This window comes from Mesorhizobium sp. BHscii, assembly GCF_053848065.1.
The window spans coordinates 112234-138316 of the sequence record NZ_JBSPKW010000003.1; the positions used below are offsets into that span (position 1 = coordinate 112234).

The 26083-nt window shown below is 61.2% G+C and carries 19 protein-coding genes and 1 tRNA gene; 12 read left to right on the forward strand and 8 right to left on the reverse strand.

Annotated features, from left to right (window positions below; genetic code table 11):
• The first annotated feature begins 194 nt into the window (after positions 1-194).
• Positions 195-1061 (forward strand): class I SAM-dependent methyltransferase, encoded by an 867-nt coding sequence (locus ACWTU7_RS05745; protein WP_455838093.1) that lies wholly within the window; start codon positions 195-197, stop codon positions 1059-1061.
• Between the two features lie 353 nt (positions 1062-1414).
• Positions 1415-3994, forward strand: coding sequence for a bifunctional diguanylate cyclase/phosphodiesterase (locus tag ACWTU7_RS05750; protein ID WP_455838297.1), 2580 nt, complete (start codon positions 1415-1417; stop codon positions 3992-3994).
• Between the two features lie 119 nt (positions 3995-4113).
• On the opposite strand, the gene ACWTU7_RS05755 is transcribed toward ACWTU7_RS05750, so the two are convergent.
• Positions 4114-5004 (reverse strand): hypothetical protein, encoded by an 891-nt coding sequence (locus ACWTU7_RS05755; RefSeq protein WP_455838094.1) that lies wholly within the window; start codon positions 5002-5004, stop codon positions 4114-4116.
• Between the two features lie 504 nt (positions 5005-5508).
• Between ACWTU7_RS05755 and ACWTU7_RS05760 the strand changes: the two genes are divergently transcribed.
• The 3 genes from ACWTU7_RS05760 (at position 5509) to ACWTU7_RS05770 (ending at position 7892) form a co-directional block, all read left to right on the forward strand.
• The gene (locus ACWTU7_RS05760; protein ID WP_455838095.1) at positions 5509-6234 is read left to right on the forward strand and encodes a LuxR family transcriptional regulator; all 726 of its coding nucleotides are present in this window, start codon (positions 5509-5511) and stop codon (positions 6232-6234) included.
• Between the two features lie 172 nt (positions 6235-6406).
• The gene (locus ACWTU7_RS05765) at positions 6407-6976 is read left to right on the forward strand and encodes an acyl-homoserine-lactone synthase (protein WP_455838096.1); all 570 of its coding nucleotides are present in this window, start codon (positions 6407-6409) and stop codon (positions 6974-6976) included.
• Positions 6977-7070: 94 nt separating this feature from the next.
• Complete coding sequence (locus ACWTU7_RS05770; RefSeq protein WP_455838097.1) at positions 7071-7892, forward strand: hypothetical protein; 822 nt, start codon at positions 7071-7073, stop codon at positions 7890-7892.
• A 748-nt stretch (positions 7893-8640) separates the two neighbouring features.
• Here ACWTU7_RS05770 and ACWTU7_RS05775 read toward each other — a convergent pair.
• Positions 8641-8714 (reverse strand) — tRNA-Gln (locus ACWTU7_RS05775).
• A gap of 223 nt (positions 8715-8937) precedes the next feature.
• Positions 8938-9870 carry a lysylphosphatidylglycerol synthase domain-containing protein gene (locus ACWTU7_RS05780; protein ID WP_455838098.1) on the reverse strand — a complete coding sequence of 311 codons (933 nt, stop codon included), beginning with the start codon at positions 9868-9870 and terminating at the stop codon, positions 8938-8940.
• Positions 9871-10076: 206 nt separating this feature from the next.
• On the opposite strand from ACWTU7_RS05780, the gene ACWTU7_RS05785 reads away from it, so the two are divergent.
• Together ACWTU7_RS05785 and ACWTU7_RS05790 are read left to right on the forward strand one after the other, a co-directional pair.
• Positions 10077-11543, forward strand: coding sequence for a Ppx/GppA phosphatase family protein (locus tag ACWTU7_RS05785; protein ID WP_455838298.1), 1467 nt, complete (start codon positions 10077-10079; stop codon positions 11541-11543).
• Entirely contained in the window at positions 11540-12235 is a 696-nt protein-coding gene (locus tag ACWTU7_RS05790; RefSeq protein WP_455838099.1) for an RlmE family RNA methyltransferase, read from the forward strand. Before ACWTU7_RS05785 ends, ACWTU7_RS05790 begins: the two co-directional genes overlap by 4 nt.
• A gap of 182 nt (positions 12236-12417) precedes the next feature.
• On the opposite strand, the gene ACWTU7_RS05795 is transcribed toward ACWTU7_RS05790, so the two are convergent.
• Positions 12418-13836 carry a DHA2 family efflux MFS transporter permease subunit gene (locus ACWTU7_RS05795; protein ID WP_455838100.1) on the reverse strand — a complete coding sequence of 473 codons (1419 nt, stop codon included), beginning with the start codon at positions 13834-13836 and terminating at the stop codon, positions 12418-12420.
• A gap of 330 nt (positions 13837-14166) precedes the next feature.
• Here ACWTU7_RS05795 and ACWTU7_RS05800 point away from each other — a divergent pair, with 330 nt between their 5' ends.
• The 3 genes from ACWTU7_RS05800 to ACWTU7_RS05810 all read left to right on the forward strand — a co-directional run bounded on the left by ACWTU7_RS05800 (position 14167) and on the right by ACWTU7_RS05810 (position 16786).
• Entirely contained in the window at positions 14167-14442 is a 276-nt protein-coding gene (locus tag ACWTU7_RS05800) for a hypothetical protein (RefSeq protein ID WP_455838101.1), read from the forward strand.
• Positions 14443-14715: 273 nt separating this feature from the next.
• Positions 14716-16218 carry an IMP dehydrogenase gene (gene guaB / locus ACWTU7_RS05805; RefSeq protein WP_455838102.1) on the forward strand — a complete coding sequence of 501 codons (1503 nt, stop codon included), beginning with the start codon at positions 14716-14718 and terminating at the stop codon, positions 16216-16218.
• Positions 16219-16243: 25 nt separating this feature from the next.
• Complete coding sequence (locus tag ACWTU7_RS05810; protein WP_455838103.1) at positions 16244-16786, forward strand: hypothetical protein; 543 nt, start codon at positions 16244-16246, stop codon at positions 16784-16786.
• Between the two features lie 35 nt (positions 16787-16821).
• Here the strand turns inward: ACWTU7_RS05810 and rnd are convergent, their stop codons facing one another.
• From rnd to ACWTU7_RS05825, 3 genes are all read right to left on the reverse strand, one after another.
• Positions 16822-17973 (reverse strand): ribonuclease D, encoded by a 1152-nt coding sequence (gene rnd, locus ACWTU7_RS05815; RefSeq protein ID WP_455838104.1) that lies wholly within the window; start codon positions 17971-17973, stop codon positions 16822-16824.
• A gap of 99 nt (positions 17974-18072) precedes the next feature.
• Entirely contained in the window at positions 18073-19317 is a 1245-nt protein-coding gene (locus tag ACWTU7_RS05820) for an MFS transporter (protein WP_095521752.1), read from the reverse strand.
• 165 nt (positions 19318-19482) lie between these two features.
• Complete coding sequence (locus tag ACWTU7_RS05825) at positions 19483-19986, reverse strand: DUF3280 domain-containing protein (RefSeq protein ID WP_455838105.1); 504 nt, start codon at positions 19984-19986, stop codon at positions 19483-19485.
• A gap of 260 nt (positions 19987-20246) precedes the next feature.
• Here ACWTU7_RS05825 and aspS point away from each other — a divergent pair, with 260 nt between their 5' ends.
• A complete protein-coding gene (gene aspS, locus ACWTU7_RS05830; protein ID WP_455838299.1) occupies positions 20247-22037 on the forward strand; it encodes an aspartate--tRNA ligase in 1791 nt (596 codons plus the stop codon).
• Positions 22038-22304: 267 nt separating this feature from the next.
• Here the strand turns inward: aspS and ACWTU7_RS05835 are convergent, their stop codons facing one another.
• Positions 22305-23495, reverse strand: a complete 1191-nt coding sequence (locus tag ACWTU7_RS05835; protein ID WP_455838106.1) for a hypothetical protein — start codon at positions 23493-23495, stop codon at positions 22305-22307.
• 264 nt (positions 23496-23759) lie between these two features.
• Here ACWTU7_RS05835 and parC point away from each other — a divergent pair, with 264 nt between their 5' ends.
• Positions 23760-26012: a DNA topoisomerase IV subunit A gene (parC, locus tag ACWTU7_RS05840; protein ID WP_455838107.1), complete on the forward strand. Its 2253-nt coding sequence runs from the start codon at positions 23760-23762 to the stop codon at positions 26010-26012.
• Positions 26013-26083 lie beyond the last annotated feature (71 nt).

Below are 26083 nucleotides of genomic sequence, written 5' to 3' on the forward strand. Positions count from 1 at the left end.
CATGACAGCAGCCTTGTCCTGATTGCGCGCTCGTTCTGCACGGACACGTGATGGGCACCTCCACCTTGGCGAGGCCTGGCCTGCAGCGGTGGTGCACCGGCCCTGCCTCGGATTGACGCGCGATCCTTTAGCTGCAAAGTATATTAACGTTCTGTTTACCAAATATTAGTCTCGGCAGGGACTGGGGGGGCAATTTGGAATCGTTTCTGGGTGCGAACCGCCTTAATTGGGATGATCGGGCCGAACTGCATTCGACCGACACAACGGGCAGCTACCACATAGAAAATGTGCTGGCAGGCGGATCCAATCTCTATGAGTTGGAAACGCGCGAGGTCGGTGACATTCTCGGCAAAGATATCGTCCATCTGCAATGTCATATCGGGCTCGACACAATCAGCTTGAAGAACCTGGGCGCGGGCAGCGTGACCGGCCTCGACTTTTCACCGACAGCGATCGCAGCGGCGCGGGATTTCGCTGCAAAGGCAGGGACTAATGTGCGCTTCGTGGAGGCGCCACTGTTCGAGGCAGTCGAGGCGCTCGGCCGAACCTTTGACATCGCTTACGTTACCTGGGGTTCGGTAAACTGGCTGGACGACGTGTTCCGCTGGGCGCGAGTGGTTGCCGATCTCCTGCGCCCCGGCGGCCGGCTCTATCTGGCCGAGGGCCACCCGTTGATGTTCCAGTGTGACCGCAAGGCTGCGGCGCTGGAGTTGAAACATGACTGGCGAACGCCAATAGCTCGACCACTCGCATGGAACGAGGAACTCACCTATACCGGCGACGACCGCATCTTGAAGCATCCCCGCTACTATGAGTGGATTCATCCGGTCAGTGACGTGGTGAACGCGCTGATTTCAGCTGGGCTGACGCTTGATTTTCTCAATGAGCATGACACGGTTTCGTGGCAGCACTTTTCATTTGCCGTGAGGGCCGGCAAGGATATGTACGGCTTGCCAGAGAATTCTCCCAAGATCCCAATGGCCTATTCCATTGGCGCGACGAAGCGTAGCGTCGGCAAGATACCATACCTTGTTACCCCCAAGACGATTGAGGGCCACTAATCCTACTCTTATTCCAGTTTTTGCATTGTCATCTCGTCGATCTGATGCCGGAAAGGTGAGCACGGTTATTCCCTCCACGAGGGCAACCCATGCACCTTCAGCGACTGCGAGCAATTCCAAGGTGTCAAGCGAGCCGCAGGTCTGTTCCAACCACTCCGGGGCACCAGGCGGTGGAAAGTGCAAAAATTTTAGGACCCGTGAAGGTCAAAATTAAATATTGATAGCTAATGTTCCTTGGTCGGGTTGCCCGAGAACCCGAATAGCAGCTGAGGAATCGCCTATTGGCTCTTTTCCGCGCTAAGTTCGGCGGTATTAAGAAGGCTGTTTTTTCGTCGGCAAATATCCCGGCGGCAATGGCGGTGATAGTTATTGCCGTTGGCGCAGCGTTCGCGGACCACCAGAACAAAGTCGTCTCGGATCAAGCCGCCCGTGCGGATGTCCTGGCCAAGGTCAATCTTATCCGCGCCAAGCTTGAAGGTAACATCAACGGAAACCTTCAACTGGTGCAGGGCCTGGTCGCGGCGGTCGTGACTGAGCCCTATATGGGACAGCAACGCTTCGCCTCGCTCGCGAGCAACCTGTTTGGCGGGGGCTCGCAATTGAAAAATATTGCCGGCGCGCCCGATCTGGTCATTTCCCTGATGTACCCGATGGAGGGCAACGAGAAGGCGATAGGCCTCGATTACCGCAAGGACGAGCGCCAGCGCGTGGCCGCGCTAAGGGCGCGAGACGAGCGCGAGCTAATTCTTGCCGGTCCCGTCGACTTGAGGCAGGGAGGGCAAGGCTTCGTCGGTCGTATTCCGGTTTTTGTACGGAGTGCGGGCAACACCGAAAGGTTCTGGGGCATCATTTCGGCCGTTGTCGACGTTCAGCGCCTTTATAAGGCGAGCGGCCTGCTTGACGATGATCTCGGGATTGACATAGCGCTGATCGGTAAGGACGCTCTCGGTCCAAGTGGAGATCAATTCTTCGGCAATGAGGGCGTCGCCAAAAGCAATCCGGTGACAGCCGACGTTCTGCTCCCGTCCGGTTCGTGGCGGATCGCAGCCATTCCCAAAAACGGCTGGCCTTCGACGCCCGACAACGCCTGGTTCTTGCGCGCAATCATGGCGGTGGCCGGGGCGTTGGTTGTGATCCCATTCCTGGTTACGGGTCGCCTGATTGGCGAGAGACAGCGCAACTATGCGGAACTGAGTCGATTATCGAGACGCCTGGAACTCGCCCTGGAAGCGTCAGCTATTGGCGTTTGGGAGCACGATCTCGCGACCAACGAACTTACGTGGGACGACCGCGTCAATGAAATATACGGCAAACCGACTGGGGAGCACCGCGGCTACCTGGACTGGGCGGGAGCAATCCACCCGGACGATTTGGCTGGCGCCCACGCCGATTTCGACAGCGCGATGGCCGTCGGCGGGCCATATTTGTCGGAGTACCGGATCATTCGGCCGGATGGCGAGATTCGCCATGTCCGATCCAAAGCGATAATTCACCGGGTCGCAAACGACACCCCAAAAATGATTGGAGCCGAATGGGATGTGACAGCCGATGTCCTGCTGAACAAGGACCTGGTTCGCGCAAAACAGCTTTCCGAGTCGAAAAACGCAGAACTCGAGTCGGCTAAGGCGCGCATAGAGCACACTGCGCTCCACGATTCGCTGACCGGTTTGCCCAACCGGCGTTACCTCGACCAAGTGCTGGAAGATTACGCAGCAAACGCCAGGCGCGCCGGCGGGTATGCGGCACTGCTTCACATAGATCTGGATCGGTTCAAGCACATCAACGATACGCTTGGCCACGCCGCAGGCGACGCAATGCTTGTTCACGCGTCAACTGTCCTCCGATCCAAGGTCGATGGTGAGGGATTCGTCGCTCGGATCGGAGGAGACGAATTCATCGTCCTGTGCGTGGTGCATGACGATGTCGAGCAACTGGCGCGGCTCGCTGACCGGGTCATCAGCCAGATGCGCGAACCCGTCTACTACCAAGGCCATCGATGCCGTTTTGGTGTGAGCGTGGGAATTGCAGTCGACAACGGAAAAGATGTCGAGGCCAAACACCTGCTGGTCAACGCTGACATCGCGCTTTACCGAGCAAAGAGGCGTGGGCGCAATCGATACGAATTCTTCACCGAGGCGATGCAAAGCGAAATCGTCGACACTAAACGGATTGCCGACGAAATTCTCGGCGGCCTTGAGCGCAACGAATTCATTCCCTTCTACCAGCCGCAATTTGACGCAAAAACGCTCGAAATTGTTGGGGTTGAGGCGCTGGCGCGATGGAGACATCCGGAGAAGGGTATTTTGGCGCCCGACGTATTCCTAAGGGTTGCGGAAGAACTGAATGTCGTCTCGATCATCGATCGAACCATATTAGAGCAATCGCTTTTGGATTTCGAAGGGTGGTCTGCTGCGAATCTTCACATTCCGCGGGTGTCAGTCAACGTTTCGGCGCGCCGCCTTCAAGATGAGGAACTCATAAAGAGTCTTAGGAAGCTGAATATCAAGAAAGGAACGATTTCATTCGAGCTCGTTGAGTCAATTTTCCTTGACGAAAATGATGATTTTGTTACCTGGAATCTTGAGCAGATAAAAGATCTCGGCATTGACGTAGAAATAGACGATTTTGGTACGGGCTATGCCTCAATAGTCAGCTTGCTCAAGCTGCAGCCTCGCCGGCTGAAGATAGATCGCCAGCTGGTCGTCCCAATTGTCAAATCGCCGCAACGAAGGCAGGTCGTCTCGTCGATCATTGAAATCGGCAAATCCCTGGGTATTGAGGTCGTAGCGGAGGGTGTCGAGACTATGGAGCACGCACAGACACTCAAGAGCTTGGGCTGCGACATACTGCAGGGTTATGCCTTCGGGCATGCGTTGGATTCCGACGGACTAAAGGCCTTTGTTCGATCTCGGCGTCTGCGCACGGCCAGCTAACTGTTGACGTCTGCCTCAAGGCCTCCGGCAGGGAAGCGGCTGGTTCTGCACGCACACGACGAGCTTGTACGGCAGCGGTGTATGACTGGCTTGGTGCGTGAATCTGTCTTTCGGCCGGTTCAGTCTCGGCGATGGATTCGCATCTCGATGATCTTGCTCTCGACCAGCGACTGCACTCCCGCGCTTCCAATGCCTGAGGCGTAATCGGCGAATGCCCAGATGCCCACGTTGAAGGTGTATTCGCCCGGGTCGATTCGTCCTCCCATGCCACTGGGGAATACGCTCGTGAAGCCAGTCCGACCCCTCGCATTCTCTGAGAGGCTGCTCCCGCGCCTGCGCCACAACGGAAAGGTGCCCGCCATCAAGACCTGGCCACCCCTCATAAAAGTCGTCTCCAGGCCACCCTCCGAGGTGGCGCTCGCACCAATGCCGCGTGCGCCAATGGCGAAGGAATGGCGCGATGAGCGCGGCGCGAACAACTCGACGGCGATCGGACGATCGGTCCGCACGATGCAGCCGACGCCGATGTGTGCGTGGACAAAACGGCTGGCGCCGCCCGCGACCCCGCCGCCGGCCCGCGCATCCACGCCGAGGCGTCCCCGTTGGTCGCCACTCTGGTTGAACGGAGGGGCCCCTCCGTTGTGATGCCATCTCCAGGCGAAGTCGTAGGGAGGAAGCCGCTGCTCGACGCTGCTGTCAGTCGGCGACGCAGGGATCGCGTGATCGCGCCCTCCGCCAGGCGGGCCCTCCAGGCGCAGGCTGTCCTTAGCCTTGAATGGCCGCATGCCGACCCCTTCGAGCGCCTCTGCAACTCCGGGGTCCGCTCGGATCAGCTTCGCAAGCCGCGCCGTGATCGCGTCATGCAGCTTGTCCTCCTCGGCCGCTCGCTCGCGCGCGGCGTCGGCCTCCGCACGCGTGCGCTCCGCCGCCGACGCGATCGACTGCTCGACTATTTCGCGCTGACCCGGCGCCAGGCTCGCACTGAAGTAGATTTCGATGCCGTCAGGCATGGCGATATCCCCCGTCCGAACGCTTGAGCTTAAGACCACGATTTTGGTGCCGGCGAAGAGGTCGTCAAGCAGAAAATTAGCGATCTCTAATGATTGTCTGTGAGCAGTGGGGGCGCCACCTTGCGCTTCCCCGCTGCAGGTCGGCCTAATCCGATCGCGCCCGCTCTCCGCCAGAGGCGCGGGCCTTTTTCATTCGTTCGGCCGATGCGCCTGCCTATGGCGAAGATAGCATCGAGAGTCCGTTTGCTGTTCTCGGCGGCGGCTTCAAGAATTATTGCTGCGCGCAGCGCTGCACCTGGAGATGGGTCGCCGATAGGTGCCGAGGTCGAAACGATCCATTCCCTTCTTACAAGTCTGCCGGCGACCCCGGGCCGATTGCGGAAAAGTTGCGCTGGCACGAGTGTGGGGAAACGCAACGTTGTGATTGGCAAGGTAGCGGTGGTATATTTGAAGATTCTAATTTGAGGTATGCTAAAATTTCGGCGAGGAGACGGGGCCTCTGGCATGATTGATTCAGAGGTGTTCGACTTTGTCGAACGCTGCAGGAAGCACACAGGTACCGGGGCGCTGCTGAGCGATCTGCTCGAAACCGTGAGGAATCTCGGCTTCGAGCACCTCATTCTTAGCGGCGTGCCGCTCGGTGGGCAGAAGCTTGCACCGATGGTTGAACTGAATGGCTGGCCGGCCGGCTGGTTCGAACGCTATGTCGAAGCCGAGCATGCCGCAGTTGATGGTGTTTGCATCTACTCGGCAAAGACCTTGAAGCCGTTCCTTTGGTCCGAAGTCCCGACAAAGTGGTCGGATACTGAAGGTTCACGACGTGTCGCCGGCGAGGCGACGGAGTTCGGCATCTGGAGCGGCTTCGCCGTGCCGATGCTCAGCATTCACCATTGGCAGTCCGTGCTGTCGTTTGCGTCGTCCGCAAAGTCCTGCATCCTGTCGCCGCGACATCAAGTGCAACTGGTCACCATGGCGGTCTATGCTGGCATGTCGATCCAGGCCTTGTCGAATGACGAGGACGGCGAAGACGAAGGTCCGCTGACCGATCGGGAAAAGGAAGTGCTCTTGTGGGCAGCTGCCGGCAAGACCTCATCCGAAACCTCACAAATTCTCGGATTGACCGAGCGCACGGTCAAATGGCACTCCACACGAGCCAGGGAAGCTTTTGGCGTCGTAACGACCACGCAAGCGGTGGTCGAGGCAGTGCGCCGACGTTTGATCCATCCCTAAACGCGTCAACTGTCCCATCGGACAGGTGACGTATATTAGCGCGACTGCGAATATCCCTTTGAAAACGATCGGGGGATCGCGCCATGATAACGGCCCACGTAGTCAATGCGTCTAACAGCATCTCTACGAGAACGAATTCGACGAATTTCTGCGCCGGCGGCACGACTTTTTCGTGCGCCAAAAACACTGGCGCCCTCCGAGCCCGGACGGTCGCGAGCTAGACCAGTTCGATACGGACGCAGCGACTTACCTGCTCGGTATTGAAGATGGCCGCGTCGTGACCTCGGCTCGATTGATCCCAACGAGCGAGCCGCACATGGTCTCGGAGGTCTTTTCTCACATGGGCGAAAAATCGGGCGTCCCGAGACGTCCCGATTGGGCCGAATGGACCCGCACTTTCGTCGTTCCCGACAAACGCTCGACGGGGTTGCGGGGCACGCTGACGCAGCTGTGCTGCGCGGTGATGGAATACGCCCTCGACGAGGGCCTGAGCGCCGTGGGCGGCGTCCAGGAAACCTACTTCATGCCGCACCATGGGGCGCTGAAATGGCGGGCCGAGCCGATGGGCATGGCGAGGGAAGAGAACGGCGAGTGGTACATCGTCGCGTATATCGAGGTGAATGAGGCGGCGCTGGCGAGTGTGCGGAAGATACTTGGGATCGAGCAGTCGCTGCTGGTTCGGCGCGGTATCCAAAAACCCTTCATCGAGATTACAGAAAAGAAACTGCAAGTATCAATGTGACGCAAATTCGAGTCAAATCTATATGTGTTGTTAAAAAAAATGTCGTTTTTCATAAAAGTAATCAGTTAGTTACGCAAATGGGGGAGCGGGCGGCATGAGGGGCGCCACAGTTCTTTACTCAGTAGTATTGAGTTTGTTGCAAGGCTGCGCAGCGACGCAGTTTCAGAGCGACCCGAAGGCCACGCCGGTTGTGCCTCTTCACGAAGTAATCGGCTCGATAAAGTGTGGGCTTGCGAAGGCAATATATCTGGACAAGAGTGGTCGAACGGGCCTCTTGTCCGGTGTTTCCAAGGTTACTCTGAAGGTTAACGTCGTTAAGGGAAAAACCATAGGCGGAGGTGCCAGCGTAGGCATCCCAGTAGCCACTGCTGGAAGCCTTACGCCCGGCTTTACGGTATTGAACGACAGAACCCTTACAAACAATAGCGAAATTCATTTCAACGTCGATATGAGCGCCGCGAACCTCGATGTCTGCAACGCTCCATACGCAGTTGGCCGTGATGCAGGATTCTCCGGTTGGATAGGGCAAGTAGTTGCGAGCCTGGATGCCGCTGTAGCAGGCGCACCGAAAGTCTCAATGCAGAGCTACGAATACGATAGCGATTTCGTGGTTGTTCAAAAGGCTGGACTCAACGTTGAGTTCGACATCGTTCCTGTAAAGGGTAACGCGTCTTATGATTCTTCGCGGTCCGACATCCAACACCTAAACGTCAAGATCGACGCGGTTCATATTATCGGGGGAAAGATCATTAGGACTGGAGGGACTCCTTTTGGCGGGATTCCGAGCAAGCCAGAAAAACGCTCGCAAAAACCCGAACAAACTCCCGAGGTTCCGAACCAAGGGTGCGTCGTCCACAGGGGTGGCAAAACGGGTTCCGGAGGCAAAATATTCCAAATTCCATCGGAATGCCTCTGAGCCTGCTTGTGGCCCGAAGCACTTTTTGGCCGCGGTATCGTATGAGATCACTAGGCTGTGATTGTGCGCTAAAACGTTGTGACCGGGTTAGCACCATAATGATCGTGCCTATCAAATGCTTGCGCGTCGGATCGCGCAAGGCTCGCATCTTCGATATTGGCAAAGAGACGGAGTTCCTGGCGCAATTGTTATAGGCGAGCTCGTGATAAAACGCGCCACGCCAAAAAGCAGCCGAACGAAGTGAGATTTCTCGTATACAATAACAGGCTTGTTGTTTCTGAAGGCGATGGGCCAACTTATTTAACTGCAAGGTTTCGCTCGTGCACTAACAGTCGTATTCGTAAAGCCGGAAGCTCGATAGACAGGGAAGTTCAAACTTGGCTCAGCGTTCATGCATCGCTGTCTGCACCGCGGCAAGCCTATGGCTGTGAATTTGCTTTTTCATGTCGGCGCAGTGGCGGATCGAGCAGTCGCCTCTGCTGCGTGAGATCGAGCGCCATAGTCAGGCAGAAGAATCATACATGGAGGACTGTTTGCTCCTCCTGGAATGGCCCGCAACGCCGGCCAACTGTTCGCTCGACAAGCTCCCAACCATAAGAAACAGCTTCTAAATCTGGTGCTATCGAACTGCGAATGCATCAAGGCGAGGTTTGCACAGCCTTCTAGACTAGGCAACCATTTGACTTAACGGCGGCTGCAGTAACGGAAGAGACCCGCAAACGTTAAGTTGTCCACAGGGCATCCGGTATGGCTGGGGAACCTGGATTCGAACCAGGACTAACGGAGTCAGAGTCCGTGGGTCTACCGTTAACCTATTCCCCAGCAGGCGCGGTTGAAGAAAACCGCGCGGGCAGGGCGGCGATGGCGCCGCGCGTGCCTTGTAGCCGCCGCCGGAAAATAGTCAAGCCTGCCCAGGCATTTCAATCGGCGCGATTGCTTCCGGTTTGACTTGCCCTCACTCTTGCCCATTCCGGGGCGAGCCGCTTGTCTCGTGGGCTCTTCCTTCTCCCACAAGAAGGGGAGAAGGAAGAAGGGCCGGTGCCCCTCAATTCTCACCCCGCCCAAGCTGCGAGTGCTCAAAATACAGCACGACGCCGAGCGCTATCACCAGCGGGATGATCAGGTAGAACAGCCGGAACACCAGCAGCGCTGCCAGCACGCCGACCGGGTCCATATGCGAAAGCCCGGCGAGGAAGACGACTTCGAACACGCCGAGCCCGCCCGGCGCATGCGAGATCTGGGCGACCGAGAACGACACCAGGAAGACGCCGAGCACGACGAAATAGCCGGGATTGCCAGCCGCAGGCAGGGCGAAGTAGATGATCGCCGCCGCCGCCAGAAGCTCGATCGGGCCGATCAGCAATTGCCGCGCGACGATCGGCAGGGCCGGATAATGAATCTGAAAGCTGCCGATCTTCAGCGGCCTGAGATGCAGCCAGCTGCCGAAGACATAGGCCGCCACCAGCAGCAGCATGGCGACGCCCGCGGCCATGGTCAGGCCATGATGCGGTGCGCCGGAGAACCGGTCGATGATTTCAGGCTCGAAGACCAGCACGAGGCCGGAGACGAGGATCGTCGACAGCACGAAGGTGATCCAGCAGATCGCCACCAGCACGCCGACGTCCTTTCCGGTGAGGCCCCTGGTTCCGTAGGCGCGGTAGCGGATCACCGCGCCTGAAAATACCGAGCCGCCGATGTTGTGCGACAGCGCATAGGTAGTGAATGAGCAGAAGGTGACGAAGAGCCAAGAGACCTTCTTGCCGATATGCAGGAGCGCGATGTGGTCGTAGCCGGCCAGCGATGCATAAGCGATAACCGAGCTCAGCGCGGCGAGCATCCAGCCGCGGGCAGGGATGGCGACGATGCCGTCCCAGACATCGTCTAGCGAGATGCCGCGCAGTTCGTGCAGTAGCAGCCACAGCGAGAATACGACCGCCGCAATGCCGACGACCGGCCAGAAATAGCGCCTCCAGTTCATGGCGTGACGATCATGCGTTGCAGCCCCGTTGCCCTCTTTCGGTTCGCGTCAGGGAAACTGGCCGCGATTCCGAATGTTCCATTCCGCCATTTCAGAAATGCCTTATCGAAGCCGGCTATTCAACCGGCAACGCGCGGCTCTTCCTGCTGCCGCTTCATGCCGCCGGCAAAATTCGGCCCCTGCGCTCTTGGTGATCCGGCCCGGCGCTGCTAGTCTGGCGGCAACTTAGAACACATGAAAGCGCCTGCTGCGTCCGATCTCCGGTTCGCGCGGCGCCGGAAGGAACTGAAGTGGAAGACCACGACACCGGCGCTGGCGCGCCGGGAGTGGGCGTGTCGAGGGCTTCGCCGCCGCCTTCAGGCCAGGCAAGCCCGTCCGCCGGCCGGCAGAATGGCCGCCCGGTGCAGGCTTGGTCCGGTCACGGACAGGCAGGCGACGCGTCCCAGCATCAGAATGGCCAGAATCAGAAGGCCAAGACCAGGAAGCGGCGCAAACGCCGGCGCGGCCGCAAGGTTTTCGTGCGCGATGACGCTCACTTCGCAGCCGCCGGACTGTCAGCGCCTGCCGCAACCGGCGCTCCCGCCAGCCGTCCGCCCGAGGTGACGGTCGCGCCTTTGCCCTCAGCCTTGCAGGCAAGGCCGGAGCAGGATGTTCGCCGCGCACCGCTGCAGGAACTGCCGGTGTTTGCCGCACTCGATCTCGGCACGAACAATTGCCGGCTGCTGGTGGCGGTGCCGACGCGCCACGGCCAGTTCCGTGTCATCGACGCTTTCTCGCGCATCGTCAGGCTGGGCGAGGGCCTCACAGCCAATGGCCGGCTCGGGCAGCCCGCAATGGACCGCGCGGTCGAGGCGCTGAAGATCTGCGGCGACAAATTGCGCAGCCGCAGGATCAGGAAGGCAAGACTGATCGCCACCGAAGCCTGCCGTACTGCCGCGAACGGCGCCGAGTTCCTCGACCGCGTCGAGCGCGAGGCGGGCCTGAAGCTCGAAATCATCGACCGCCAGACCGAGGCGCGGCTGGCGGTGTCGGGCTGCGGCTCGCTGGTCGACCGCGACACACAAGGCGTCGTCCTGTTCGACATCGGCGGCGGCTCCTCGGAAATCGCGCTGATCGACCTCACCGGCCACCGCTCGCCGAGGCTCGCCAACCATATCGTCTCCTGGACGTCGCTGCCGGTCGGCGTGGTTTCGCTGGCCGAGCGCTTCGGCGGCCGCACCGTCACCCGGGAGGTTTTCGCCGCCATGGTGGAAGATGTGGCTGTGCGCCTGCATGCCTTCGATGGGCGCGACCGGCTCAGCCATGTGCTCGCCAGCCCGAAATTTCATTTGCTCGGCACCTCGGGCACGGTGACGACGCTGGCCGGCGTCCACCTTGACCTGGAACGCTACGACCGCCGCCGGGTCGACGGGCTGTGGATGGACCGCGACAGCGTCGACCGGATGGTCGAGAAGCTGGTCGGCTGGGATTTCCAGCAGCGCGTCGCCAACCCTTGCATCGGCGCCGACCGCGCCGATCTGGTGCTGGCCGGCTGCGCCATCCTGGAAGCGATCCGCGCGGTGTGGCCGTCGGAGCGGCTGCGTGTCGCCGACCGCGGCCTGCGCGAGGGCATATTGAGCGAATTGATGGCCGACGACGGCGTCTGGCGCAGCAATGGGCGTGATAGGCGATGATCAAGAAGCCGGAAAAACCAGGCTCAGCCGGCATTCGCGTGCTGAAGACGCGGATCAAGAAGAAGAGCGGCCTGAAGGAATCGTCGCGCCGCTGGCTGCAGCGCCACATCAACGATCCCTATGTCCAACGCTCCAAGGCCGACGGCTACCGCTCGCGCGCGGCCTACAAGCTGATCGAGATCGACGACAAGCACCATCTGCTCAAGCCCGGCATGAAGGTCATCGACCTTGGTGCGGCACCCGGCGGCTGGTGCCAGGTCGCCGCCGCGCGGACGAAATCGACGGCCGAACACCCGCATGTCGTCGGCATCGACTATCTGGAGATGGACGCGGTGCCCGGCGCGCCGGTGCTGTTGATGGATTTCCTCGACCCGCAGGCGCCGGAAAAGCTCGCCGAAACGCTCGGTGGCCAACCGGACATCGTTTTGTCCGACATGGCGGCGCCGACGACCGGCCACCGCCGGACCGATCACATCCGCACGATGTATCTGTGCGATGTGGCGGCTGATTTCGCCCTTTCGGTGTTGAAGCCGGGCGGCCATTTCCTTGCCAAGACGTTTCAGGGCGGCGCCGAGAACGAATTGCTCGCCAGGCTCAAGCAGAATTTCCGCTCGGTCCATCACGTCAAGCCGCCGGCCTCGCGGGACGAGTCGGTCGAGCTTTATCTGCTGGCGAAGGATTTTAAGGGGTAGCGTCTTTCCCTTCTCTCCTTCTTGTGGGAGAAGGTGGCCTCGCGAAGCGAGGTCGGATGAGGGGTGTTCCAGCTTGGCAACACGCCTGCAGTTATCATTGCCTCGTTCTTGCAACACCCCTCGTCCGTCTCGGCGCTGCGCGCCGATCCACCTTCTCCCACACGGGGAGAAGGGAAGGAGCCTCAACTCGCCGGTGGACCCGCCTCCAGCGTCTTGGGCGCCGTCAGCCCGCCATATCCTGACACGGCGTTGCCGGCGTCCGGCGCCAGCCGCATGAATGACAGCGATGCGGCCGCCGACACCGCCGCGACGATGAAGAACGCGATGTGGAAGTCGCTCAGCGTCAGCGGCCCGCCATGGATTGTCGTCGACACTTCCAGGATGCCGCCGGCCAGCGCCACGCCGAGCGCGATCGACAGTTGCTGGAACACCGCGGCGATCGGCGTTGCCTTGCTGGTGTCGGCGGTCGAAATCTCGGCATAGGCAAGCGCGTTGATGCCGGTGAAAAACATCGAGCGGATGAAGCCGCCGACGAGCAGGGCGGCGAGGATCAGCACATAGGGCGTGTCGGGCGTGAACAAGCCGTTGATGGCGATCGACGCCGCCGCTATCAGCGAGCCGAAGATCAGCACCCGGCGGAAGCCGGCGACCCTGAAGATCAGCGCCGTGACGAATTTCATGCCGATCGCGCCAATCGCCGCCACGAAGGTGATCATTCCCGACTGGAACGGCGTCAGCCCGAAGCCGATCTGGAACATCAGCGGCAAAAGGAAAGGCACGGCGCCAATGCCGATGCGGAACAGCCCGCCGCCGAGAACCGAGGAGCGGAACACCTGGTTGCGGAACAGCTCGAGCGCCAATAGCGGATTCTTGGCGCGGCGCGCATGCAGGAGATAAAGCACGGCTGACGCCAGCCCGACAGCCACGGTGAGAAAGCCGGCGTTCGGCGGCAAAGCGGGCAGGCTGACCACCGACAGGCCGAACACGATGCCCGATGCCGCCAGCCCGCTCAGCACGAAGCCGATGAAGTCGAGCGGCGGCGTCTGCGCCGATTCGGTCTCCGGCAGGAAGCGTGTGGCGAGCCAGATGCCGATCAGCCCGATCGGCACATTGATCAGGAAGATCCAGTGCCAGCTGCAATAGGTTGTGATGAAACCGCCGACCGGCGGACCGACCAGCGGCCCGACCAGCGCCGGGATGCTCAGCCAGGACATGGCGGCGACAAGCTCGCTTTTCGGCGTGGCGCGCACCAGCACAAGCCGGCCCACTGGCGTCATCATGGCGCCGCCAATGCCTTGCAGGAAGCGCGACATCACGAAACCCGGCAGCGAATTGGACACGGCGCAAGCGACCGAACCGACGATGAACACGGCGATCGCCGCCCGAAACACGTTCTTGGCGCCGAAGCGGTCGGCCATCCAGCCGCTGATCGGAATGAAGACCGCCAGCGACACCAGATAGGCGGTCAGCGCCAGCTTGAGTGCAACCGGGCTGGTCTGGAGGTCGGTGGCGATCGCCGGCAGCGACGTTGCGATAACGGTCGAATCCATGTTTTCCATGAACAGAGCGACCGCCAGGATAAGCGGAATGGTGCGGTTCATGGAACGCGTCCGGATTTGAATGTTGCGTCGTCGATTGCTTTGCCGGTCCAGGGGAGGGGCAGGCCGACAGGCAGGGCGGGTTACCACGGGTTGGGTCGGATGTCGCCTTAATTTGCCGTCACATTTGTGCGACCCGGGCAGCCGTGCCAGTCCGAAGCCTTGCGAAGAATGGCGCTTAAAATAAAATACCCGCCTCGGCGGCGGGTCGGTTGGCGCAAATCAGCACCATGCACAAATCAATAGCATAACTGCCAACGGATCACGAGCGCGGAAGCGCCGGGAACCGGAACCGGTTTATCCGAGTTAAACCCCTTTGAAGTGAGATGCGTCATGAAGATGCTAGGTACCATGCTTGCCGCGTGGGTTGCAATCGTCGGAGGCAACAGCGTGGCTGCTGCCGATCCGTGGAAGGACGAGAGCGGCCATGGCAAATGGCAGGACCGCTACCGATACGAAGATAATTATGAGCGGAAGCGGGAACGCTACAGCTACAAAGAGGAATATCGGCGCGGCAACTGCACGATCGAGCGCAAGTGGGAAGGTGACGAGTACAAGGAAGAGATCAAGTGCAAGCGGGGCAAGCGGCGCGTTTACGATTACTATTAGGCCATCCATCGCCTGCCGGCGCTCAAATTTCAACCTGACCCACTACCCGAGCGCGTATCTTCCCGCTGCGCTCGCAGAGCAGCGGCGAATTCCGGTCACCAATCTGTCACCGCGAAGGCACCAAGCTGAGTTCGCAGCCCTGCCGTGCACAAGCAATCGGCTTTTCATCGGCGACAGGACGTGTTACGAGCCAGCGCCAATCCTGAAAGGGAAGAAGACGAGTCGGCGCTGTCCATCCGGTCCAGCGCTTTTCATGCATTCCGAGGGCTGGCCATGGCAAAGATTATCGAAACGTCCACGGGCGCATTGGCGCTGACCTTTGACGATGTGCTGCTGCAGCCGGGTCATTCCGAGGTCATGCCGGGCGAGACCGACATCCGCACCCGCATTGCCGGCGACATCGACCTCAACGTGCCGATCCTGTCCGCCGCCATGGATACCGTGACCGAGGCGCGTCTTGCCATCGCCATGGCCCAGGCTGGCGGCATCGGCGTCATCCACCGCAATTTCTCGCCGGCCGAACAGGCCGAGCAGGTGCGGCAGGTCAAGAAATTCGAATCCGGCATGGTGGTCAACCCCGTTACCATCGGCCCCGACGCGACGCTCGCCGACGCCTTGGGGCTGATGCGCACCTACAGCATCTCGGGCATTCCGGTGGTCGAGAATGGCGGCGCCGGCGGGCATAGGGTCGGACGGCTGGTCGGCATCCTGACCAACCGCGACGTGCGCTTCGCTTCCGACCCGGCCCAGAAAGTCTACGAGCTGATGACCCGTGAGAACCTGATCACGGTCAAGGAAAATGTCGATCAGGACGAGGCCAAGCGGCTCCTGCACCAGCACCGCATCGAAAAGCTGGTCGTGGTCGATAGCGACGGCAATTGCGTCGGGCTGATCACAGTCAAGGACATCGAGAAGTCGCAGCTCAACCCGCACGCCACCAAGGACGTGCAGGGACGCTTGCGCGCGGCGGCCGCCACCAGCGTCGGCGATGACGGGTTCGAGCGCGCCGAGCGCCTCATCGATGCCGGCGTCGACCTTCTGGTGATCGACACCGCGCATGGTCATTCGCAACGTGTTCTGGATGCTGTGACGCGGGCCAAGAAGCTGTCCAATTCGGTCCGCATCCTGGCCGGCAACGTCGCCACGTCAGAAGGCACGCTGGCGCTGATCGATGCCGGCGCCGATGCCGTCAAGGTCGGCATCGGGCCCGGCTCCATCTGCACCACCCGCATCGTTGCCGGCGTCGGCGTGCCGCAGCTTTCGGCAATCATGTCGGCGGTCGAGACAGCGCAGAAATCGGGCGTCTCGGTCATTGCCGATGGCGGCATCAAATATTCCGGCGATCTCGCCAAGGCGCTCGCCGCCGGCGCCAGTGCCGCAATGATCGGCTCGCTGCTGGCCGGCACCGACGAGAGCCCGGGCGAAGTCTATCTGCACCAAGGCCGCTCGTTCAAAGCCTATCGCGGCATGGGCTCGGTCGGCGCCATGGCCCGCGGCTCCGCCGACCGTTACTTCCAGGCCGAGGTGCGCGACACGCTGAAACTGGTGCCGGAAGGCATCGAAGGGCAGGTGCCCTACAAAGGACCTGTGTCCGGCGTGCTGCACCAGCTTGCCGGCGGCCTGAAGGCCGCTATGGGCTATGTCGGCGGTCGCGATCTTGCCGATTTCCGCGACCGCGCCACCTTTGTACGCATATCCAACGCCGGACTTCGTGAAAGCCACGCCCATGACGTCACGATCACCCGCGAAAGCCCGAATTACCCCGGCGGAGCCTAACCAACTCGCACGAAGCCTGACGGCAATGGCGCTGCGGCTGTCGCGCCACGCTGCCGCGCTCTGTTTTGCCTGCGCGGCGGTTTTCGTCGCCATGACCGCGATGGAATTCCTCTATTTCCGCCAGCTGAGTGGTGGCCTGCCGTCACTCGATTTGCGCTGGACCGGTTTCACCCCGGATGAGGGCATGGCCTGGCTGACGGCGCTCGGCCGGCGCGGCAGCGAGATCATTCTGGTCTGGCACTATCTGACCTTCGACCTCTTGTTCCCGGCGCTGCTGTCGCTGACGCTGGTCAGCCTGATCCTGGCCACGGGGCGGCGGCTGAAGAACTTCCGGGCTCTGCCCGCGCAGCTCCAGTCGCTGTTCGCGCTTGTTCTGGTGCTGCCCTACACGCTTGCCGATTATGCGCAGAACATCGCTGTGGCCCGCCTGCTCTCGGATTTCCTGTCGGCCAATCCGGATTCGCTGTCCTTCGCCTCGGCGCTGATCGTCACCAAATTCGCGCTTCTGGCGATACCGGTCATCGTCATCGCGGTTTTCCACCTGACCGGTCAGCCGCGCCAGCGTTGACTTCCCTTCTCCCACAACAAAGGGTGAAGGATGTGCTACAAATCGAACAGCGCGATCTTGCGCTTGTCGAACTTGATCGCAATCTCGCCGCGCACCAGTTTGAGCGCGGCCTCGCCGAACACGGCGCGTCGCCAGCCTTGCAAGGCCGGCACGTCGGCGGCCTCGCCCTCGGCGGCGATGCGGTCGATGTCGTCGCTGGAGGCCAGCACCTTCGAAGCGACGCCCTCCCTTTCGGCGACGATCCGCAACAGGACTTTCAACAATTCCGCGGCGGCATTGGAGCCTTCGGGCGGCTGAAAACTCTTCGGCAGCTTCGGCATCGCTTCCCTGGGCAAGGCAAGCGCGCTGTTGATCGCGCCAAGCAGCGCCGTTGCCGTCGCCGACCGTTCCCAACCCTTCGGCGTGGTGCGCAGCTTGCCGAGTGCTGCCGCATCGCGCGGCGCCTGCTGCGCCACCTCGTAGATGGCGTCGTCCTTGAGCACCCGGCCGCGCGGCACGTCGCGTTCGCGCGCCTCGCGCTCGCGCCATGCCGCCACCGCTTGCACGATCGCCAGCTCCTGCGGCTTGCGCAGCCGCATCTTCAGCCGCTTCCAGGCATCCTCCGGATGCGGATCGTAGGTCTCACGCGCAGTCAGAACCTCCATCTCTTCGTTCAGCCAATGAGCGCGGTTTTCCCGCACCAGTTCGGCGCTGAGTCGCTGGTAGACCTCGATTAAATGGGTGACATCGGCGAGCGCGTAGTCGAGCTGCTTTTCGGAAAGCGGCCGGTGGCGCCAGTCGGTGAAACGTGAGGACTTGTCGAGCCGAGCGCCGGTGATCTTCTGGACGAGCTGATCATAGGAGACGCTGTCGCCGAAGCCGCAAACCATCGCCGCCACCTGGGTGTCGAATACCGGATGCGGGACCAGGTCGCCGAGATGAACGATGATTTCGATGTCCTGGCGCGCCGCATGGAAGACTTTGACGACGGCCTCGTTGGCCATCAGCCTGAAGAACGGCTTCAGATCGATATCGGGTGACAGCGGATCGATCAGTGCCGTCACCCCAGGCGCCGCCATCTGGATCAGGCAGAGGATCGGCCAAAAGGTCGTCTCGCGAATGAATTCGGTGTCGACGGTGACGAAATCCGACTTTTCGAACGCGGCAACAGCGGTTTCGAGCTCTTCTTGGGTTGATATGACGTGCATCAAATCGCTTTTGGCAAAGGGGGTAAGGTCTCCTTCAATTTCAGCCGCGCGGGCTTTCGTCAAGCGGCAGCCCCGGGTTCAAGACATCGGGGACCGTCATCATTGCTTCGCAGGCCCGTCGGAATCATCGTTGCGCTTGGCCAGTCGGGCGAACACCGTCGATGTGCGCAAAAGGCCGATGAAACGGCTGCGATGGCCGGCCGGCACGCCCGATCGCACCTGCATCCGGTACAGGATGACGACGACAAAGATGGCGTAGACGGTGGCGGTGAACACGAACAGCGCGCTTGGCCCGAAATACTGCATAGCCGTCGAGGCGGCGAACGGCCCGCCAATGGCGCCGAAGGAATAGAACAGCATCAGCGCCGCGTTGATCAGCACAAACTCGCCCTTGTCGGCGCGGTCGTTGGAATGCGCCGCCGATAGCGAGTAGAGCGGCATGGCGAAGCAGCCGAAGATGAAGACGATCACGAAGTTGAGCGACGGGTCGCTGCCCGCCCAGAACACCAGCGCCAGCGACACGAGCATCGCGCAGCACGTCGTGATCAGCAGCACGGAACGCCGGTCCCAGCGGTCGGACAGATAGCCGAGCGGATACTGGATGATGGCGCCGCCGAAGATGCCGACACTGACGAAGGTGACGACGTCGGTGACCGACATGCCGATCTGTTCGGCATAGACCGGCGACAATGTGCGGAAGGCGCTGTTGGTGACACCGACGGCAATGCAGCCGAAGCAGCCGAGCGGCGAAATCCGCCAGACGCGGGCCAGGTCGAGCTTGACGTCTTCCGGCGGGGTCGGGTTGGAGCGGTCGCCGAGCGACACCGGCACCAGCGAGAGCGTGATCATGATCGACATGACGGCGAAGATGGCGAAACCGCCGGCGCCGACGATCGGGATCAGGAACTGTGCGCCTGTGACCGAACCGATGTCGACCATCCGGTAGATGGCCAGTACCCGCGCGCGGTCCTTGTTGGCGGCTCCGGAATTGAGCCAGGCTTCCATGATGGTGAACAGGCCGGCGAAGCAGAAGCCGCCGGCGAGGCGCAACACGCACCACATGACCGGGTCGACGACCAGCACCAAAAGCAATGTCCCGGCGGAAGCGATCGCCGCCAGCGCGGAAAAGGCGCGGACATGGCCGACGGCCTTCATGATGTGGGTGACGGCGAGGCAGCCGAGCAGGAACCCGGCGAAATAGAACGTGCCCATCAGGCCGATGGTCGAGGCCGAAAATCCCTCCTGCGCACCGCGCAGCGCGATCAGGGTGCTCTGCAGGCCGTTGCCGCCGAGCAGGATGCCGGCGGCAATAAGGAGCGGGATCAGCGGGCGCATGGAGGACATGAAGGAAGGCCTGTCGTTGATCCTTCTTGAACCATCGCCCGCGCCAATGCCAGCGGCAATTCCCGGCGATTAGCAGACCAGCGCCGACAATCAGTTTCTCGGTTTGATTTTTAGCTGTGGGGCGATCTTTCGCGCTCCCGATGGCGCGCTGGGGTGGGGGGCGTCCTACCGCAGAATTCTATTTGTCATCAGCCATTTCACGGAGCGGGGCCACGCGTAATTCGGACCCATGCGAAGATCGGTAAAGCCCTGCGAAACAGGTTTCCCGGTTTCAGCGTCGAGGATGCGAATGAACATGGTATGTTCTGTTCGGTTGACGCGTGTTACGACGCCTAGCAAGGCAAGAGATGCGCCGTGCTCTTTGGCGATTTTGCTTTCACAGCCACCGCAATTGCGCAATCCGTGCGGTGCAACCGCCTGCTCATCTGACACCGGCGCATCAACCACTGTAAAACGTCCGGACTGGGAGAGCATGTCCTTCGCCACTTGTGCCGACTCGGACAGATAGCGCCTATCGTGTTCATCCGGCGGAATTATTCCCGCCCCAGCGCTCTTGTCCTCCAATTCGAATGGAAACACCTCGATTGACATCGGCTTTGTCTGAGCGTGTGCAAATGCGCAGGTGCCGACAAGCAGCGTCACCAGGACAGTCAATGTGCGAATGCTCATGGTAGTCCTCCCGTCCGTGTAATGGCCATTGTACACGGCTTGACCACCCCGATCACGATCAAGCGGAGCAAATTCTACGCTTTGACTGTGGTGTGGAGTTTTCACACAGCCAGGGTTTACAAGCCGAAGTTCAAACCGAGAGATGCTGCCCGTGCGCCGCCTGCCTTGACAAAGGCGGCCTCTCATGTGCTTTTCGCCCAAATTTTCGGGCCGGGCCATCATGCCTTGGCCGCAATCAACATCCGGACTTATCAATGACAATGCATCGTTACCGCAGCCATACCTGTGCCCAGTTGAGGAAGAGCGACGTCGGCTCTTCCGTTCGCCTGTCGGGCTGGGTGCATCGCGTGCGCGATCATGGCGGCCTGCTCTTCATCGATTTGCGCGACCACTATGGCCTGACCCAGATCGTCGCCGATCCGGATTCGCCGGCCTTCAAGATCGCGGAGACGGTGCGCGGCGAGTGGGTCATCCGTGTCGACGGCGAGGTCAAGGCGCGCCTGGCGGAGACCGCGAACGCCAACCTGCCGACCGGCGAGATCGAGGTTTTCGCGCGCGAGATCGAAGTGCTGTCGGCGGCCAAGGAACTGCCGCTGCCGGTGTTCGGCGAGCCGGATTATCCCGAGGACATACGTCTCAAATATCGCTTCCTCGATCTGCGCCGGGACACGCTGCACAAGAACATCGTGGCGCGTACGAAAATCATCGCCGAGATGCGCAAGCGCATGGGCGAGGTCGGCTTCACCGAATTCTCGACGCCGATCCTGACCGCTTCGTCGCCTGAAGGGGCGCGTGACTTCCTGGTGCCGTCGCGCATCCATCCCGGCACCTTCTACGCGCTGCCGCAGGCGCCGCAGATATACAAGCAACTGATCATGGTTTCGGGCTTCGACCGTTACTTTCAGATCGCGCCGTGCTTCCGCGACGAGGATCCGCGCGCCGACCGCCTGCCGGGCGAATTCTACCAGCTCGACGTGGAAATGAGCTTCGTCGAGCAACACGACGTGCTGGCGACCATGGAGCCGGTGATGCGCGGTGTGTTCGAGACCTTTGCCGCCGGCAAGCCGGTGACGCAGGAGTTTCCGCGCATCGCCCATGACGTCGCCATGCGCAAATACGGCACCGACAAGCCGGACCTGCGCAACCCGATCGAGATGCAGGCGGTCTCTGATCATTTCCGCGATTCCGGCTTCAAGGTGTTCGCCAATATCCTCGCTAACGACCCGAAGGCCGAGGTCTGGGCCATTCCGGCCAAGACCGGCGGTTCGCGCGCCTTCTGCGACCGCATGAATTCCTGGGCGCAAGGCGAGGGCCAGCCGGGCCTCGGCTATATTTTCTGGCGAAAGGAGGGAGAGAAGCTCGAAGGCGCCGGGCCGCTCGCCAAGAACATCGGCGAGGAGCGCACCGAGGCGATCCGCCAGCAACTCGGTCTTGCCGATGGCGACGCCGCCTTCTTCGTCGCCGGCGACCCAAAGAAATTCGTCTCGTTCGCGGGCGCGGCGCGCACTCGCGCCGGCGAGGAGCTGAACCTTGTCGACCGCGACCGCTTCGAACTGTGCTGGATCGTCGACTTTCCCTTCTTCGAATGGAACGAGGACGAGAAAAAGATCGATTTCGCCCACAATCCGTTTTCCATGCCGCAAGGCGGCATCGACGCGCTCAACGGCGAGGATCTGCTTGGGATCAAGGCGTTCCAGTATGACATGGTCTGCAATGGTTTCGAGATCGCGTCTGGCGGAATCCGCAACCATCTGCCGGAAACCATGGTCAAGGCGTTCGAGACCGTCGGGCTGGACCGCGAGACGGTCGAGGAGCGCTTCGGCGGCCTCTACCGCGCCTTCCAGTACGGCGCACCGCCGCATGGCGGCATGGCGGCCGGCATCGACCGCGTCGTCATGCTGCTGGTCGGCGCCAAAAACCTGCGCGAAGTGACGATGTTCCCGATGAACCAGCAGGCCTATGACCTGTTGATGAGCGCGCCGTCGGAAGCCAGCCCGCAGCAGCTCCGCGAACTATCGTTGCGCGTCGCCGTGACCAAGAAAGAGGCTTAAAACCTTCAGCAACCGATTCTAAACGCTGTCGGTTTGCGCTGCCCCTCATTGCCCTGCCGGGCATTTCTCCCCGTATAGTGACGGGGAGAAAGACGCCGTCACGAATGGTTTCGCCAGCTGCCTGCGTTGCAAAATGGGCGCCAAGGTCGCGGCCATTTCCCTTCTCCCCGTCACTATACGGGGAGAACGTGCCGGCAGGCGGATGAGGGGCGACGCTGACACTTCCAATGTAAGCGCATTTTGCAGAACCGGCCAGAGACGTGCCGGTCAGTCTTCGTTCGCCTTGACCGTCACGCCAAGCGTCTTCGGCAGGTCGAGCGGGTTGGACATCGCGCCCGCCATGATCAGCGCGAACGGCACTGCCGCCGGCGGCTCGGCCAAGATCTCGAGGCTCTGCGGATCGTCGAGAAATTTGCCGACTGCCGCCGACACCTGCGCCGTCAATTCGGGATTGTTGAGCTGCGCCATGCCGAAAGGCACGATCGCCTTGGCCTGGTTGGCGATGTCCTTGCCGGACATGCCTTGCTGCTTGCCGACGTAGTCCAGGACCTTGTTGGTCAGCGAATCGTCGTCGAAGCGAATCGAAGCGCTGTTGAATGAAAGCTGCTGCAGGACGCCGAGCATGGCCATGCCTTGCGCCGAGTTGTCGGCGCCTTCGGGCTGAGCCGCCATCTTCTTCTGCATCTCCTGCAGCGACTTGATGACGTCCAACGTGTAGCCGCCGAGACCGAAGGTCATGCCGAGCGTTCCGGCATTGTCGACGGAGATGTCGTATTTCGACAGCTCCATCTTGCCGTCCGCAGGCTGCCAGGCGCCCTTCATTTCAAGGTTCCCGGTGATGTTCTGGTAACCGAGCGCGTTGATCACGTCCTTGGACTTCGGGTCCTCGACCAGCGTCAGGTCGGCATTGAACTTTTCCGTGGTTCCGGAAAATTCCATCGCCTTGCCGTCGGCCGGTGGGGTGATTTCGATGGCGAGTCCGTCCATCGAGAATGCGGTCTTGTCGGCAACCTTGACGGTCATGTTGTCGAGTTCGGCCGATTTATACATCATCATTGAGCCCAGCGGGCCTGTGGCGCCGTCCGCCGGAACCGTCATGTCGTGGATGATGAAGGGGCTGAGGTCGACCGTGACGCCGTCCTCGCTGTGCCGGAACGCCGCAGTCGAGACGGTTTCAATTTCATAGCCGCCATTGGCTTCGGTCACGCCTTCGAGTGTGACGTCGCCGATCTTGAACGCTTCCTTTTCGGCCGCCGGTTTGAAGGCCACGCCTTGCAGCACCATGCTGGAGGCATCGCCCGCCACCCCGGTCCAGGAGATGTCGACGCCCTGGGCGGCGAGAGCCGCCTTCAGCCGGTCGGCGACCGCCGCATCCTGCGCCAAGGCCGCGTTCAGCGGCAGCGTCAGCAAAAACGTCGAAAAAGCAAGTTTGTTGAGTGTCGAGCGTCTGATCGTCATGGCAAGTCCCCTGAGAGTGTCCTGAAGATTGTTTTTTCAACTCGTTGCGCCGTCACCCTTCCGTGATGAACTGGACGGGAAAAAGGCGTTCTCCCGCACAATGGTCGAAAACCATGGCGAAAGGCAAATCCGATCCATTGCCATAGAGCCGGGATGTAACCGATTGATGTTGGTCGGCGCAGCAGTGCATCCAGTTCGTGTTGCGGAAGGAGGCGCAGTCAAGCGCCTCTTGCCGCGAATCACCCGCTCGGCTAGTCCCAGCCCATGGGAAAAAGGCTTTTGCCGCCTGGCGATGGCGGTGGCGACAACATCGAGCCGGTCGATCTGAAGAAAGCGCTGGAAGAGCGCTATCTCGCCTATGCGCTGTCGACCATCATGCACCGGGCGCTGCCGGACGTGCGCGACGGGCTGAAACCGGTCCATCGCCGCATTATGCATGCCATGCGGCTGCTCAGGCTCAACCCCGACCAGGGGTTCGCCAAATGCGCCCGCATCGTCGGCGAGGTGATGGGCAAGTTTCATCCGCATGGCGACCAGTCGATCTACGACGCGCTGGTGCGGCTGGCGCAGGATTTTTCGATGCGCTATCCCCTGGTCGACGGGCAGGGCAATTTCGGCAATATCGACGGCGATAACGCCGCCGCCATGCGCTACACCGAAGCGCGCATGACCGATGTGGCGACCGAGCTGCTGTCCGGCATCACCGAGGATGCGGTCGACTACCGGCCGACCTACAATGAGGAGGACGAGGAGCCGGTCGTGCTGCCCGGCGCCTTCCCGAACCTGCTCGCCAACGGCTCGTCCGGCATTGCCGTGGGCATGGCGACCTCGATCCCGCCGCACAATGCCGCCGAGCTCTGCGACGCCGCGCTGCATCTGATCGAGCACCCCGATGCGCCGGTGACGGCGTTGATGGACTTCTTCCAAGGTCCGGATTTTCCGACCGGCGGCATCATCGTCGATAGCCGCGCCTCGATCCTCGAAGCCTATGAAACCGGTCGCGGTGGTTTCCGCGTCAGGGCGAAATGGAGCCAAGAGGACCAGGGCAGGGGCACCTGGAGCATCGTCGTCACCGAAATCCCCTACGGCGTCCAGAAGGCGCGGCTGATCGAAAAGATCGCCGAGCTTCTGATGGCGCGCAAATTGCCGCTGCTCGAAGACATCCGCGACGAGAGCGCCGAAGACGTCCGCGTCGTGCTGGTGCCGAAGAGCCGTTCGGTCGATCCCGGCATCCTGATGGAATCGCTGTTCAAGCTGACCGAGCTCGAAAGCCGCTTTCCGCTCAACATGAACGTCCTGTCGCGCGGCAAGATACCCAACGTGCTGTCGCTGAAAGGCGTGCTCAAGGAATGGCTTGAGCACCGCCGCGAGGTGCTGATCCGCCGCTCCAGGCATCGCTTGGGCGAGATCGAAAGGCGGCTGGAGATCCTCGCCGGTTATCTGATCGCCTATCTCAACATCGACGAGGTGATCAGGATCATCCGCGAGGAGGACGAGCCCAAGCAAGTGATGATGGCGCGCTGGTCGCTCACCGACAACCAGGCCGAAGCCATCCTCAACATGCGGCTCAGGGCCCTGCGCAAGCTCGAGGAATTCGAGATCCGCAAGGAATTCGACGGCCTCACTATCGAGAAAAAGCAGATCGAGGCGCTGCTTGCGTCCGACGCCAGGCAGTGGTCGACGATCAAATGGGAAGTCTCCAGCATCCGCGAGAAATTCGGACCGGAGACCGAGCTCGGCAAGCGCCGGACCCAGTTCGCCGACGCGCCCGAACATGACCTGACCGACATCGCCCATGCGATGATCGAGCGCGAGCCGGTCACCGTGGTCGTTTCGGAAAAGGGCTGGCTCAGGGCGATGAAAGGTCACCTGACCGATCATTCGTTGCTGACGTTCAAGGAGGGCGACAGCCTCAAGCTCGCCTTCCACGCTCAGACCACCGACAAGGTGCTGGTCTTCACCACCGGCGGCAAGTTCTACACGATCGGCGCCGACCGGCTGCCGGGCGGGCGCGGCCATGGCGAACCGATCCGCATCATTGTCGACATGGACAACGACCAGGACATCGTCACCGCCTTTGTCCATGATCCCAAACGCAAGCTGCTGCTGGTGTCTCACGACGGCAATGGCTTCATCGTGCCGGAAGAGGAAGTCGTCGCCAACACCCGCAAGGGCAAGCAGGTGATGAACGTCAAGGCGCCCGACGAGGCCCAGCGCTGTGTGCCGGTCGCCGGCGACCATCTCGCCATCGTCGGCGAGAACCGCAAGATGCTGGTCTTCCCGCTCGCCGAGATCCCTGAGATGGGTCGCGGCAAGGGCGTTCGCCTGCAGAAATACAAGGATGGCGCCGTCCTCGACCTCAAGACCTTCACGCTCGCAGGCGGTCTCTCCTGGCAGGATTCGGCCGACCGCACCTTCGTCAAATCACGCGAAGAGCTGATTGAGTGGATCGGTGCTCGAGCCTCGGCCGGACGCATGGTGCCGAAGGGATTCCCGAGGGCGGGGAAGTTTGGGTAGGTAATCTCCCCCCTTGAGGGGAGATGGCCGGCAGGCCAGAGGGGTCCCCGCGCATGAAGCGCCAGCCTTCC